Origin of the sequence: Alkalihalobacillus phoenicis (assembly GCF_047302405.1) — a bacterium.
In the GTDB taxonomy this organism is placed as follows: Bacteria; Bacillota; Bacilli; order Bacillales; family Bacillaceae_D; genus Alkalihalobacillus.
This window is the reverse complement of record NZ_CP154853.1, coordinates 1380363-1394262: the sequence shown is the minus strand read 5'-3', so window position 1 is coordinate 1394262 and position 13900 is coordinate 1380363. Positions and strand designations below refer to the sequence as shown.

The following is a 13900-nucleotide window of genomic DNA, read 5'->3' as shown; positions in this document are numbered from 1 at the left end:
GAGGATGAAGCGAATTATAACTGGAATTAAACCAACAGGAAACATTCATATTGGAAATTTTGCTGGGGCGGTTAAACCAGCTCTTAACTTCATGGAAGATAATCAACTTGAGCCTTTCTATTTTATTGCGAATATGCATGCTTTAAATTCTGTTAAAGATGCACAACTATTAAAAAAACAGACATTAGAAGTGGCCGCGACCTGGATTGCACTTGGGTTAGATCCAAAAAAAGCGACCTTTTATCGACAGTCAGATATTCCTGAATTATTGGAGTTAAACTGGATTTTGTCAAACTTAACAGCAAAAGGGCTGATGAACCGTGCTCATGCTTATAAAGCAATTGTTGATAAAAATAAACGGGCCAATATTGATACGGACACAGGTGTGAACATGGGTCTCTTTAACTACCCTATTTTAATGTCTGCCGATATATTAATCTTTAATGCTGATATCGTTCCAGTTGGCAAAGATCAAATCCAACATATTGAAATTGCCCGTGATTTAGCTGACCATTTTAACCAAACTTATGGAAAAACATTTACATTACCAAACTATTTTATTGAAAAAGAAGTCGCCGTCTTACCTGGGCTGGATGGTCGTAAAATGAGTAAAAGTTATCAAAATACAATTCCACTCTTCTCTGAACCAAAGACTTTAAAGAAGTTAATTAAGCAAGTAAAGACAGATTCATCATCACCAACTGAAAGAAAAGACTACTCCTCCTCTCCTTTGTTTACGATGTATCAAACTTTTGCTACGGCAAGTGAAACGATAGAAATGAAAGAACATTACGAAAAAGGAATCGGTTGGGGAGAAGTAAAAGAGGCCCTCTATACAGTCATGAATCGAGAATTAGAGAAACCAAGAGTTAAATATAAAGAATTAATCGCCCATCCAGCCGAAATTGAAAAAGTCTTAGCAGTGGGGGCCGAAAAAGCTCGAACTCATTCGGCAAAAAAATTAACGGAAATCAAAGAAACAATCGGGTTACTATCATTGTATTAAATGTGCGGAAACTATAAAATCAAGAGCTTCTAAGTTAAATCGCACCAAAATCTGGCACAGGACGAGTCTTCATTACTAATTCACAGTTATTTCGCACCCTAATCCGGATCAGAGTGGATTCTCATTACCTATTCACTGCTATTCGAACCCTAATCCGGATCAGCTCACATTTTCATTACCTATTTAACTATTATCCGCCACATCTGAATGAAAAAACGAGTGACGGTCTACCGTCACTCGAAACTCCTCTATATTTAGAAGCACTTTCTATTTAGCCACTTTTTTTATTAACTCATATTTCCTTTTAGACTTTATTTAAGGCTGATTCAATTTCTTCTTCCCCATTTAAAATTTCAAAGGTTTTGCGATACGTATTTTCTTTTTCTAGCACGGAAACGAGTACTTTAGCAACATCTGCTCTCGTAATCGTATTATCACGATTTTTAATTTCTTCTTCCAATTTAATCTTACCTAAAGGTTCGTCATTACTTAACGAGCCTGGACGAACGATCGTATAATTTAAATTACTTCTTTTTAAATGATCATCAGCTAATTTTTTTGCTACTAAGTAATGACGAATTCGGTCACTCTTATCAGGGTCAACCGTTCCCATTGAGCTCAGCATGACAAAACGTTTTATCTTATGTTTAATCGTTTCATCCACAACCTTTATCGCTCCCCATAAATCAATTAAGATCGTCTTATCAGCACCCGTTGTACCACCCGATCCAGCCGCAAAAATAACAGCATCGATGCCTTCGAAGGCATGAGAAAAATCCTGCTCTAAATCAGCCAATATAACTTCATCAGCTCCAATCTTTTTCAATAAATCAGCTTGTTCTTTCTTTCGAATCATTGCATATGTAGTGTGGCCTTGATCTTTTAATTCCTTAATCGCTTCTTTTGCTACCTGTCCATTTGCGCCAACTAATAGTACATTCACATTATCAACTCCTTAACCATGTTCTACCCGATATGAATAAATTTAAACTCAACACCCTTTTCATACGAATGTGACTCCCCTAAAAACCACATCCATTTTTGCAAATGTGAAAATAAACAAAGAGTTAGGCAATCATTTAATTGACCCAACTCTTATCCATAAACTTCTTATGAAGGTTGCTCCTCTTTATCGTAAACAGGAACCCATCCTTCTTTTGTTTTAAATATACGAACCGCAACGACTTTACGATCCTCTTGTAAAGTAAAGTAATGACGATAATACTCTGGTACAGAAATCAGATCACCTGGCTCAAGTTCAACATCAAACCATCTTTTATCTTTGCTTTCAATCGCAAATATACCATGACCACTGACGATAAAACGAACTTCATCATCTGTATGATGGTGCTCATTTAAGAAGTTCTTTAAAAGGTCATCTAAATTCGGTGTTGAATCAGATAAAGAAATAACATCTGCCGTTAGATAGCCTCGACGTGCAGAAATATCAGCAATTTCATTCTTATAAACGTCTAAAATTTCTTCTTTGTTTTCATCTGTTAACGTGAAGTTTTCCACTAAATGCTCGGGTAAATTACCTGTTCCCCACTGTTCATAAATAACATCTTGTGCCTCTAAATAGGAAACTAATTCCTCTCCTGCGATTCTTTCGTCATTATCATGAAAACGTAACGTTGCCATTTTCAATTCCTCCTCTAATTAATTGTTTATATTGTAATTGTCGTAAGTGAAACGAACATAGAAATTCAAATGCTTCAAGGTGTTTTTTAGCTTCAAAACCCGTTCGTCCCCAGACGGTAATACCATGATTACGAATGAGTACACCTTTTACTTCAGGTGTGATTTGAGCGGCTAACTTTTTCGCTAAGGTGGGAATATGAGCATGATTTTCAATAATCGGTAAGTTGATTTCGCCATCCTCTTCCCAAATGCCAAATGCTTTAATTAATTCTTGCCCTTTAAATGTGATAAAACCTTTGTCTCCATACAAATCTGAAATGAGATTATTATCCAATGTATGAATATGCAAACTACAGCCCGCATCCGTTTTTTGATAGATTTCAGTATGTAAAAGCGTTTCGGCTGAAGGTTTTAAGTGTGTTTTCTCAACCGCTATACCCGATTCATTGACGAGTAAAAAATCTTCATCTGTTCTTTTACGTTTATCTTTGCCGCTTGCTGTCACTAAAAAAGTAAGCGGATCAGAGCTTATTTTTATCGATAAATTCCCACTCGTTCCTGGAAACCAATCCCTTGCTGCTAGTTCATCTTTAATATCTGCAAGTTCGTTCCAACGCTCATCACTCATAATGTTACCTCCTTACTTTTTAATTGCTCAACAATTTCGTGGAAATTTTCAAACGATGAATAAGGCAATTGTAATTCCTCACATTTTTCCTTTAAAAAATCACGAGCAAAAACATAATCGGCTAATTTTGCTGCTTCAAAATCAGTGACAGAATCACCAATCACAATTTTATAATAATCGTCATCAGAAAATTTTCTTAATATCGTCGGCTTACAACAACCACAATCCTTTGCACAAAACGAATCACAAGCATTTGGCTACGTAATGATCAGCTTTTCAGTTGAATCATCATGACCATTGCAATAAATGGAACTAGCCGCAATGGAAAAGGGCTCAAGGATGGGATAAACAAAAAAGTCTATTCCTCCACTTACGACGTAAAAGGGGATGTTTTGCTCCTTTGTATAATCCAATAATTGCCTAAATCCATCTCGAATCACGACAGTATCTAATAAATAGGTAAGTATTGCTTCCTTTTTCTCACTTGGAATAAGAGAAAAAAGCTTACCAACACCTTCTTTTATAGAAATTTCTTGGTTTAAAATCTTATTCTTAATTTGCTCCGATTCCGGTGGGGCAAATTGTTTCATTAAAGCAATGATATTATCGGTTTCTGTAATCGTGCCATCGAAATCACAAAAGATAACCGGCTTCCTCATGGTTTTAAATAGCCCCATGCATCTATCGCTTTTTTCAATGCGTCACTATTCTCCGACACTTCTGGTAAACTCTTTCCTTCTAAAACTCCATCTATAGCATCACGGAATGCCCTACCACCGGCCGCTGCCCCATCTGGATGCCCGTGAATTCCTCCCCCAGCATTAATCACAATGTCGTGACCAAAGTCTTTGATGATCTTTTCTGTCATTCCGGCGTGAATCCCTGCTGATGGAACAGGAAAAGCTTGTTTATAAATGTTATCAACCACCTGGAGATTTTGAGTAATTGCATCTGTTTCTCCTTTATCTAAGGCAACACTACCGTATGGGGATGGAAAGAGGACTAAATCCGCTCCTGCCATTCTTAATAACTTCCCTAATAATAAGGAATAAGAAAATCCATAATTCGTAGATGCAGTCATCGCTCCACTGACAGCTGGATGTGCCAATATTGGGACATCGATATCTGGATCTTCTCGTAATGATTGTAAAACGTCTAATCCATAAGCAAAGACATTAAATAATAACGCAGGGGCCCCGAGATCAACTGCCTCTTTGGCTCTTTCCTTTAATTCAAACGTTCTTCCCGTTAGATTAACCGCATAAAGGGGACGATGACCAGTTGCTGCAGCCGCTTCCGTTATGGCCGCCAATCCGACTGGAACTCTTTCGACTAATGGTGTTAACTCATTTTCAAATAAAATCTCATCATCTTTAACAAAATCAACTCCTCCAAGAGCTTGGACGAGCATTTGTTCATGTAAAGAATCTAAGGAACGACCTATGGCCGCTTTAAAAATACTCATTAAAAGAGGACGATTTTGAACATCAACAATTTCACGAACACCTTCAATCCCATATCTCGGACCGGGAAAATAGGTTTTTAATTCAGGTGAAAAATCTAAATCGATTAATTTGACTTGACCATCTAATGAAAGTTTGCCAAAAGTTGTTGTTAATATAGCTGGTAAATCGGCACTGAAGTTCGCACTAGGATAAGTTATCGTAATAAGACCCTTATTATCGGGTAACTCCTTCACTCGTTCAACATAACCTTTATGAGCCTTTAATTGCTCTTTTTCAACACTCGGTAAGTTCGTCCAAGAGCCAACGGTTAACCCTAATGCAATTCCTTCTGCTTTTTTCTCTAGCTGTTCCTTTGTTCCATTTATTAGGTATGTCGCTGTTACATGACTCATTTAACATTTCCCTCTCTCTTATTCTCCTAATTCGAGCTTCTTTAAGTCGCAAATCATTCAAAAAACCTCTCCATATATATAGGGAGAGGTGAATCGTACATTCACTCTCTCATCTATCAATCTAATGACTGTAAGAATTAGCACCGTGTTTGTTATAAACCGGTTGCCGGGTTTCATAGGGCTCATCCCTCCACCTGCTCTTGATAAGAGATATTTGATTATCTGACCATTTTAGTCTGAAATATAAATTCCTTGTTCTATATAATGCCAGTAGCCCCACCAAATTGTCAATCTTTTTTTAATATTATTTTTTATTCAAAAATTTATTTTTTTGCCTTCGTTTATCATTTACTATTCTTATCAAGTTAACTTAGTAAGTGACCAAGCTCTGGTGTTCAACTTAGACCTTTTTATGTGTAAAAAAGAACTTGACGTTATCTATCTAAATCGATTATAGTTATTTTTAAGAATTCTTTTCTATATCTTTTGAAAATTCAATAAAATCACTCTTATCCTGAGTAGGTAGAGGGAATTGGCCCGATGACACCGCAGCAACCGACCTTATTGGCACGGTGCTACATCCAACAGACATTGTCTGGTAGATAAGAGAGGCGAATGTCTCACACCTATTCACCTCTTTCTGTCAATCAGAAAGAGGTTTTTATTATTTATTAAAGGAGCAATGCGTAATGACCGTTCAAACGAAAAAACAATATGAAGAATTAAATACGGAAACAGCCGTGTCTTATTTAATCAATCTTGGTCTTATTAAAACGGATGAAGAGACAGTTGTTTCCGAAATCGGAGACGGAAATTTAAACTATGTTTTCCATATTATCAGTCAAACAATAGGACGTTCATTTATTATCAAGCAGGCCCTCCCATACGCAAAAGTTGTTGGAGAAAGTTGGCCACTTACACTTGACCGTGCACGAATTGAAGCATCAGCCTTAAAAGAAGCCGCAAAAGTCGTACCCGAATTAGTTCCAACAGTCTTTCATACCGATGAAGAGTTAGCGCTGACCGTAATGGAGGATTTAAGTGAATTAACGATTTTAAGAACAGGATTAATTCAAGGAAATAAATATCCCCTTGTAGCCCAACATATTGGTACATACTTAGCACATACCCTTTTTACAACTTCAACATTTGGTTTAAATCAACAAGAAACGAAAAAATTTGCCGTTACTTATTCGAATCCTGAGTTATGTAAAATAACAGAAGATCTTGTATTCACTGACCCTTATTTCGATAGCGAAACGAATAATTTTGAGGAACATTTAGCACCTCAAGTGCATGAGCTATGGCAAGATAAAGAATTAAAAAAAGAAGTCGCAAAATTAAAATATCTTTTCTTAACAAAGTCTGAAACCTTAATCCATGGCGATTTACATACAGGGAGTATTTTTGTATCTGAAACAGAAACGAAAGTCATCGATCCTGAGTTTTCCTTCTATGGTCCGTTCGGTTTTGATATCGCCGCCTTTTTAGCCAATCTAATCATGAATTATATCGCTCAAGAAGGTCATCAAAAAGATCCTGAAAAGAAAGAAGATTTACAAAACTATTTACTTGATACAATCGAGAAAACATGGGATATTTTTTCTAATGAGTTTAAAAAGCTTTGGTTAGAAACATCCATTGAACCTTTTTCAAAATTAGAAGGTTATGTCGATGACGTATTAGCCGATATTTGGCAAGATACACTTGGTTTTACTGGTTGCAAAATGATTCGCCGGATGATCGGTTTAGCTCATGTCCATGATGTAGATAGCATCGAATCCGCCGAAATTCGTTTACGTGTACAAACAAGTATCATTGACCTTGGTCGTAAACTCATAGTAGAGAGAAAACAAATTGAGGGAGCTTTAAAACTTGTCTCAAATGTGGAGGGAGCCTACCAATGACCGTACAATCCGTTGAATGGAAAAATGATTCCATCGTCATTCTTGATCAGCAGCAACTTCCTCATGAAATCGTTTATGAACACTTAACAACGATTGAACATGTATGGGAGAGCATTACCTATTTAAAAGTAAGAGGAGCACCTGCGATAGGCATCGTCGCTGCTTTTGGATTAGCTTTATGGGCCCGTTCCAAACAATCCAATCAACTTGAACTCTTTTTAGATGAATTTGAAAAACAAAGAGACTATTTGGCAAGCAGCAGGCCAACAGCAGTCAATCTTTTTTGGGCGATTGATCGTATGGTTAAAACAGTAAAAAAAGCTCATAGTGTTGTAGAAGCAAAAGATTTAGCCGTTGCAGAAGCGATTGCGATTCAAAAAGAAGATGCAGAAACATGCCGAAGTATCGGTGAAAATGGTTTATCGTTACTAAAAAATGGCGATACCGTGATGACAATCTGTAATGCAGGAGCTATTGCCACGGCAAAATATGGCACAGCCCTTGCTCCGTTTTATTTAGCAAAGGAACAAAATTTGACATTAAAAGCATTTGCTTGTGAAACAAGGCCCGTCTTACAAGGCTCTCGTTTAACGGCTTGGGAATTGCAGCAACTAGGTGTTGATGTGACCCTCATTACGGATAGTATGGCCGCCCATACATTAAAAACGAAGGAAATCAATGCCGTAATCGTAGGGGCAGACCGAATTGCGGCAAACGGAGATACTGCGAACAAAATTGGAACATATGGTTTAGCATTACTCGCAAAAGCTCATGACATTCCTTTTTACGTCGCCGCACCTTTTTCGACCATCGATCTTGAAACATTAACTGGTGATGATATCCCAATTGAAGAAAGAGCCGCTGAGGAAATTACTCACCTCCAAGGAAAAGCAATTGCTCCAGCTGCTACTCAAGTATTTAATCCGGCCTTTGATGTCACACCATCAGAATTAATTACCGGGATTATTACCGAATATGGCGTCGTCAGAGGAGATTATCAAACGGAACTAACGAACTTATATTCCAGTGAGATTGAGACGATAAAAGTTTAATAAACTTGTAAATGAAGTGACGATACTAGCGTAACATCCCATAGTATCGCCACTTTTTTTCGTATACAGCACTTATTTATGTGACGCGCCCTTCTTTTTCTATCCATATTTCGTGTCGTCTATTATGCTTTATGACGTGCTCCCTCCCTCCTCTCTCATATTTCGCGTCGTATTTCATGGTTTGCGACGTGCTCCCTCTCTCCCTTCTCATATTCCGTGTCGTATATTATGCTTTATGACGTGCTCCCTCCCTCCTCTCTCATATTTCGTGTCGTATATTATGCTTTATGACGTGCTCCCTCCCTCCTTTCACATATTCCACGTCGTATCTCATGCTTTACGACTCGCTCCCTCTCTCCTTCTACATATTCCGCGTCGTATATCATGCTTTATGACGTGCTCCCTGCCTCCTCTCTCATATCCGGTGTCGTATACCGCGTTTTACGATTCACTCCTCATATCCAAGCTTTCCGATCAAAAAACGATAAGAAGATAAATCTCTTCTTACCGTTTATACAAATATGCTTAATCTTCTTATATTCCCTACCTTAGCATACCAACATAGATGCCATTATTTGAACCTGGTATTTCAATAGCCCCTACAGCTTTTTTATAAAATTCAACGGGCCCAGCTCCACCAATAATAGCATAAGCATAGCCCATCCGCTTCATTTCATCTAGACTTTGAATAAGCAATTGCAAACCAATCCCTCGTCCCCGTTCTGATTCCGCGACACCGGTTGGTCCAAAAAAATTTAAAGTTGTTACATTAAAACAAGCAAATCCAATAATATTTTGTCCCTCTACCGCGATAAAGCAAGAAGACGGAGTTTGAGATAACGCAACATCGACCTCACTTGCCCATTGTTCTGAGAAATTGGTCCTGACCCAATCCATGACAATATGTTTTTCAGGGGGTAATGGTTTACGAATCTTCCAGGTTTGGCTGTTTGATTGTTCAAGCTTTGGTAATGAATAAAGTGGAACTAATAAATCTCCCATTTTCGCCTCCAAATTTATGCATCGTAATTCACAACGTACAATTGTAAATTCGTATTATAATAACCTTCACTAAATTCAGTCACTTCACCATTTTCATCCATTGAATATCTTAATCTTTTTAATAATGGAGTATCGATAACAATTTCCAATAATTCAGCAATATGAGGTGATGATTGGCAGACGGCAAATTCATCTCGGAATTTATCTAAAACAAGCTCATGCTCAGCTAATAATTCATAAAGGGATTGATCGTTTAAATCATCCTCATCAAAGTCTGCTAACTCAATCGATAAAAAGTGAGTGAAATGAATATATGGCGTATTATTTAAATAATATAATCGCTCTACTCTTACACATTCTTTACCAAATAGTCGATATGGTTCTGAACCCATTTCATTTTGAACAATTTCTGATTTTAAAACCTTTTTCTTTATTTTATGCCCTTTTTCAACTAAAACCTCCGTAAAACGTTTCCCTTTTGAAAGTTTTGAGGCAGAAGTGTTACGAATAACCTTAGTTCCTTTTCCACTCTTTTTTTCTAAATATCCTTCTTGTACAAGTTCTTTAATCGCATTTCGTACCGTAATTTTACTTACATCAAACTCTTCTTCTAATTGAATTTCTGAAGGGATATTCTCGCCAATTGGGTATACACCATGTAAAATACGATCCTTAATCACATTCCTAATTTGTAAATATAACGGTCCTTTTTTTCTACTAATATTCATTTCTTCTCTACCTTTCTACATCGCCCACCGATTCTGACATGATTTGAAAAATATCATATTCAGAAGACATCGGCGTATCACCAACTATTGAATGTGCAATCATCCCTGCTGTAGTTGCAAAAGCAACGGTCTTATCTGGTGAAAAACCTTTATAATATCCGTGGATAATCCCACTCGTAAAGGCGTCGCCACTTCCAATTCTGTCATGAACAGCAAACGTTAATGTTTTGGAAAAAGACATCGATTGCTCTAAGTACATAAACCCAGTCAAGGAGTGGTTATTATCTCCATGTATCTCTCGATGCGTACCTGCAATTAATTCAATGTCATACAGAGCGGCCACTTTTGGTATTAATTCACATAGTTGTTCTTTCCGTTCGGAGTGATTTGTTTCCATTCCTAAAATGGAGATAGCATCTCTTTCATTCATCATAACAAGATCCGCTAAAGAAAGCATCTTTTCATAGTATCTTTTTGCCTTTTTATATCCATTTTCACCCCATAATGAAGCTCGGTAATTGCAATCAAAGATAACTTTTCCCCCCGCATTTTTCATAGCCGTTGCTAAAAGGATAACTTGTTCTCTAACTTGTTCATTCATGGCTAATGTAATCCCACAAAAATGAAGCACGTCGACTTCGTTTACAATGTTCTCAAAATCATAATCTTCCATTCTTCCTTTGTTGAACGAACTATCAAGTCGATTTGTATAAGTAACACGACTTGGTCGTACTCCAAAGCCTTTTTCTAAAAAGTAGATTCCTAGATAGTCTCCCCCTCTGACGACATATTGAGTTTGAATACCAAGTTTTTGGATAGAGGACTTAGCGGCTTCGCCAACTGCATTCAAAGGCAATTTCGAAACAAGGAAACCATGATGCCCAAAATTAGTTAAAGCTGATACAACATTAACTCCAGTACCGGAGAAAGACATTTCTAAATGGTTAGCTTGTTTTAACAGTTGCAGATCCGGTGTTTGCAAGCGCATCATCACTTCACCAAAAGCCGCTACTTTAATCATGCTCGGCAACCACCCTTTTAGTTATCTCTAACAATTTCTTCACATCTTCCACATTCGTTTTTCCTGTGTTTGGATCAATAATAGAAGAATACACATGTGGAATGACTTTTTCTACTTTCTCTTCTAAAGCAATTGATAAAATCTCTTCATAATTATTTAAATCAATTCCTCCCGTTGGTTCAAGGTATAATCTTTCTTTGGCACATGCTTTTGCAACGGCCCGAAATTCTTCCTTAGTAGACAATCCTTTCATCGGGAAATATTTTAATGCCTGGCCACCCATATCTTTCACTAGTGCAATCGCTGCTTCAACAGGAACGATCGCCTTCTCGCTTGCTGCCGCACTATGAAGTCCCGTCGATATATTCACATACCCAACTTTTCCCGTTGGTGAAACAAGGCTATTGATCCAACTCTGTTCACATAGATTAGCAGATGTTATACCTACCGCAGAAAAAACTTGATTAATATGGCTTCCCCCATACTGTTTGACTATTTCAGCGACAACAGCTGCTTGACGATTATCACCCGCTCCTAAGCCAATTGAAACCGCATCATCAATGGCCTCCCCATATTTTTTCATGTCAATAACCGCTTCTTCAATCGTTGGATAGTTTTTGGAAAGCACCCCTACCACGACAAATCCAGCTGCAGCATCAAAAACTTCTTTCGCATTTTCAATATTATTCGCTAGTACATTTAGGGCTACACGCTCTTTATAAAATCGTTTCTTTATTTTCACACTTATTTCCCCCTAAAATCTCACTCAATCGCTCTACTAAAACAGCCACATCATTTTCTTGAAAGGAGCGTGGATCTAAATCAAAAAAACCTTGTTTCGCTCCATAATCACGGGTGTAAATGGCTACTTCTCCATTTTTTAATTGATCGACGACTTCAACTGCTGTTAAATCACTTTCCTCAGAATTTACTTTTACTCTCGCTCTATAAATCGCTCTCCCCGCTTCATCTTGTACGATGCTTACAGATACACCAGTTAATTTGCTTAGAGCTAATAACGGTTGCAAACTTTCTTTTTCTTCATTGCTACTGTCTGTTTTATTTTTATACTCACTTAACGCTTGTAATAAACCAAAGATAGACTCCTTGCCAACCTTCATACTTCTTCCAATACCAGACATTTGAATTTGGACCCACTTTATAAACTCTTTCTTTCCCGCAACAATACCAGACGTCGGACCTTCTATAGCTTTTGATCCACTAAAAATCGCAATGTCTGCACAACGAACATATTTATGTAAATCTTCTTCAGCCGCAGCATCGACGATAAACGGTAACTGAAGTTTTTTCGTAATTTCAGCCACCTCTAAAACAGAAAGCATGTTTTTCTGGACTGCATGATGAGATTGAACATACATAATAGCCGCCGTATTCTCTGTTACAGCCTCGACAATATGTTCCTTTTTCCCTTCATTGGCATACCCGACTTCAATAAGTTTGCCACCACCAAGGGCAATCATCGTCTCAATCGGTGCCCCGTAATGAACATTATGCCCTTTAAACAAAATCACTTCATTTTGTTCGTTCTTCTCTTGATGAAGCTTTTCACTTTTTCGTTGATTGCCTTTTGTAACAAACGCAGCAATAGAAAGAGCGATTCCACTTGAGGCTGAATTGACGATGAGCGCCGCTTCTGCCCCTATAAGTTTCGCCGTATAAGCTCCTGATTTTTTGATCAATTCAGACATTTCGGTGTACTTTTGTCCCCCTTGCTTCATCGCTTCCATAACTGTATCTGTCGGTGCAGAAACACCTAATATGCTCATTCGACCACTTGCATTAATGACTCGTTTTAGTCCGTACTTCGCATGGATAGTACTCCCCATTGACGACCACCCCTTTGGCAACAATTTCTTCTATACCAATCCTTACTTCCCCTTGTGAGTCCACTAATTCAACTGGTCCATTTTCAAGCGAAAATAAAGTTAAATGCGCTTGATCACCAACTTGAATTCGACCTAATTCAGGACGATTTAGCCATGTTGCGGCCTGAATCGTCACTCCATCAACGACTTCTTGAAGCGAATATCCAAGAGCTATAAATTTTGTCATCACTTTTGCAAGGCTAAATACAGGACCGTCTAATCGATTTTGGCGATAAATATCAGAGCTTATCGTCTGAAACTGAATTCCTGCCTTTTTAGCAAATTCAGCCACTTTAAAAGAAAAACTGGCCCCACCATGTCCAACATCTAGATGGACTCCTTTATCAACTGCTTCCATTAGTAATGGCAAAGGACGACCACGGTCATCGAATAAATTATTATCTTTTCCGTTTAAAAAATGGGTTAAAACATCCTTTTTTTCTAAATGTATTAAGATGTCTTCTATCTTAGGAGGGCCAGATCCTATATGAACCATTAATGATAAATTATTTTCTTTTGCTATTTCTCTTGCAACTAAAAGTGGCTCGATACCATTTTCACAGACGACACTTTGACTCATCCGTGCTTTTAAACCAACGATTACCTCTTTATATTTTGTAATCATTAGTCTTGCCTTTTCACGGTCAATCCAAGCTAAATTAGATAATTCATCCTTTCGACTTAAACCGATACTAGAGACATTTAAAAACGCCAAAACATTCGTTTTCGCTTCATTCATCTGTTCGTAAAAGTCATCAAAACGATCTGCTCCACAGCTTCCAGCATCAATAATCGTGGCTACTCCTTGTTTAATTCCAACCTCATCAGCCAAATCACCGTATGGGTCAAATTCAGAAAAGGCATGGACATGCATATCGATCCAGCCACTTGATAAATAGCACCCATGACATGGGATAAGTTTACCTTGAGCTGTATTTGCCTCTGTTAATTCTACAATATATCCTCGTTCAATGACGATATCTAGTCTTGCTCCATTTAACATTTGTACATCTTGTAATACGAATCGCCTCTCCATCTACTCACCCTTTTCACTGTACAAAATCCCCTGTGTAAAAATATAACATTATAATGTTAAGTTAGCACAGTTATGACTGTATGTAAATATAACATTATAATGTTTATGAGATTTTATGAAAAAAGTTTAAAAAAT

Annotated in this window: 13 protein-coding genes, 1 pseudogene and 2 riboswitches; of the genes and pseudogenes, 3 read left to right on the top strand and 11 right to left on the bottom strand. The window is 37.6% G+C overall.

Going from position 1 to position 13900, the window contains the following annotated elements:
* The first annotated feature begins 4 nt into the window (after positions 1–4).
* The gene (locus AA0017_RS06605; protein WP_413380278.1) at positions 5–1006 is read left to right on the top strand and encodes a tryptophan--tRNA ligase; all 1002 of its coding nucleotides are present in this window, start codon (positions 5–7) and stop codon (positions 1004–1006) included.
* 304 nt (positions 1007–1310) lie between these two features.
* Here AA0017_RS06605 and AA0017_RS06600 read toward each other — a convergent pair whose 3' ends face one another.
* The 5 genes and pseudogenes from AA0017_RS06600 to AA0017_RS06580 form a co-directional block, all read right to left on the bottom strand.
* Entirely contained in the window at positions 1311–1949 is a 639-nt protein-coding gene (locus AA0017_RS06600; protein WP_413380277.1) for an SDR family oxidoreductase, read from the bottom strand.
* 167 nt (positions 1950–2116) lie between these two features.
* Complete coding sequence (locus AA0017_RS06595) at positions 2117–2647, bottom strand: 1,2-dihydroxy-3-keto-5-methylthiopentene dioxygenase (RefSeq protein WP_413380276.1); 531 nt, start codon at positions 2645–2647, stop codon at positions 2117–2119.
* Positions 2625–3275 (bottom strand): methylthioribulose 1-phosphate dehydratase, encoded by a 651-nt coding sequence (locus AA0017_RS06590; protein WP_413380275.1) that lies wholly within the window; start codon positions 3273–3275, stop codon positions 2625–2627. Before AA0017_RS06590 ends, AA0017_RS06595 begins: the two co-directional genes overlap by 23 nt.
* A pseudogene (locus AA0017_RS06585) lies at positions 3272–3934 on the bottom strand (2-hydroxy-3-keto-5-methylthiopentenyl-1-phosphate phosphatase). The gene AA0017_RS06590 and the pseudogene AA0017_RS06585 overlap by 4 nt, the downstream one beginning before the upstream one ends.
* The gene (locus tag AA0017_RS06580; protein WP_413380273.1) at positions 3931–5133 is read right to left on the bottom strand and encodes a 2,3-diketo-5-methylthiopentyl-1-phosphate enolase; all 1203 of its coding nucleotides are present in this window, start codon (positions 5131–5133) and stop codon (positions 3931–3933) included. The pseudogene AA0017_RS06585 and the gene AA0017_RS06580 overlap by 4 nt, the downstream one beginning before the upstream one ends.
* Before the next feature lie 106 nt (positions 5134–5239).
* Positions 5240–5343: riboswitch (SAM riboswitch) on the bottom strand.
* Positions 5344–5639: 296 nt separating this feature from the next.
* Positions 5640–5742, top strand: a riboswitch (SAM riboswitch).
* 80 nt (positions 5743–5822) lie between these two features.
* Between AA0017_RS06580 and mtnK the strand changes: the two genes are divergently transcribed.
* Positions 5823–7040, top strand: a complete 1218-nt coding sequence (mtnK, locus tag AA0017_RS06575; protein WP_413380272.1) for an S-methyl-5-thioribose kinase — start codon at positions 5823–5825, stop codon at positions 7038–7040.
* Positions 7037–8092, top strand: a complete 1056-nt coding sequence (gene mtnA / locus AA0017_RS06570) for an S-methyl-5-thioribose-1-phosphate isomerase (protein ID WP_413380271.1) — start codon at positions 7037–7039, stop codon at positions 8090–8092. The genes mtnK and mtnA overlap by 4 nt, the downstream gene beginning before the upstream one ends.
* A gap of 543 nt (positions 8093–8635) precedes the next feature.
* On the opposite strand, the gene AA0017_RS06565 is transcribed toward mtnA, so the two are convergent.
* The 6 genes from AA0017_RS06565 to AA0017_RS06540 are packed head-to-tail and all read right to left on the bottom strand — an operon-like array spanning position 8636 to position 13765.
* Positions 8636–9094, bottom strand: a complete 459-nt coding sequence (locus AA0017_RS06565) for a GNAT family N-acetyltransferase (RefSeq protein ID WP_413380269.1) — start codon at positions 9092–9094, stop codon at positions 8636–8638.
* A 14-nt stretch (positions 9095–9108) separates the two neighbouring features.
* A complete protein-coding gene (locus tag AA0017_RS06560) occupies positions 9109–9822 on the bottom strand; it encodes a GntR family transcriptional regulator (RefSeq protein ID WP_413380268.1) in 714 nt (237 codons plus the stop codon).
* 7 nt (positions 9823–9829) lie between these two features.
* Positions 9830–10843 (bottom strand): sugar kinase, encoded by a 1014-nt coding sequence (locus AA0017_RS06555; RefSeq protein WP_413380267.1) that lies wholly within the window; start codon positions 10841–10843, stop codon positions 9830–9832.
* Positions 10836–11585 (bottom strand): 2-dehydro-3-deoxy-phosphogluconate aldolase, encoded by a 750-nt coding sequence (gene dagF, locus AA0017_RS06550; protein ID WP_413380266.1) that lies wholly within the window; start codon positions 11583–11585, stop codon positions 10836–10838. Before dagF ends, AA0017_RS06555 begins: the two co-directional genes overlap by 8 nt.
* Positions 11560–12690: a DgaE family pyridoxal phosphate-dependent ammonia lyase gene (locus tag AA0017_RS06545; protein WP_413380265.1), complete on the bottom strand. Its 1131-nt coding sequence runs from the start codon at positions 12688–12690 to the stop codon at positions 11560–11562. The genes dagF and AA0017_RS06545 overlap by 26 nt, the downstream gene beginning before the upstream one ends.
* Entirely contained in the window at positions 12644–13765 is a 1122-nt protein-coding gene (locus AA0017_RS06540) for an amidohydrolase/deacetylase family metallohydrolase (protein ID WP_413380264.1), read from the bottom strand. Before AA0017_RS06540 ends, AA0017_RS06545 begins: the two co-directional genes overlap by 47 nt.
* Between the last annotated feature and the right edge of the window lie 135 nt (positions 13766–13900).

Coding starts and splice junctions, on each gene's coding strand:
- AA0017_RS06595 (WP_413380276.1), bottom strand. CDS start 2,647: ATGGCAACGTTACGTTTTCATGATAATGACGAAAGAATCGCAGGAGAG.
- mtnA (WP_413380271.1), top strand. CDS start 7,037: ATGACCGTACAATCCGTTGAATGGAAAAATGATTCCATCGTCATTCTT.
- AA0017_RS06540 (WP_413380264.1), bottom strand. CDS start 13,765: ATGGAGAGGCGATTCGTATTACAAGATGTACAAATGTTAAATGGAGCA.
- AA0017_RS06560 (WP_413380268.1), bottom strand. CDS start 9,822: ATGAATATTAGTAGAAAAAAAGGACCGTTATATTTACAAATTAGGAAT.
- AA0017_RS06580 (WP_413380273.1), bottom strand. CDS start 5,133: ATGAGTCATGTAACAGCGACATACCTAATAAATGGAACAAAGGAACAG.
- mtnK (WP_413380272.1), top strand. CDS start 5,823: ATGACCGTTCAAACGAAAAAACAATATGAAGAATTAAATACGGAAACA.
- AA0017_RS06555 (WP_413380267.1), bottom strand. CDS start 10,843: ATGATTAAAGTAGCGGCTTTTGGTGAAGTGATGATGCGCTTGCAAACA.
- AA0017_RS06545 (WP_413380265.1), bottom strand. CDS start 12,690: ATGGGGAGTACTATCCATGCGAAGTACGGACTAAAACGAGTCATTAAT.
- AA0017_RS06590 (WP_413380275.1), bottom strand. CDS start 3,275: ATGAGTGATGAGCGTTGGAACGAACTTGCAGATATTAAAGATGAACTA.
- AA0017_RS06605 (WP_413380278.1), top strand. CDS start 5: ATGAAGCGAATTATAACTGGAATTAAACCAACAGGAAACATTCATATT.
- AA0017_RS06565 (WP_413380269.1), bottom strand. CDS start 9,094: ATGGGAGATTTATTAGTTCCACTTTATTCATTACCAAAGCTTGAACAA.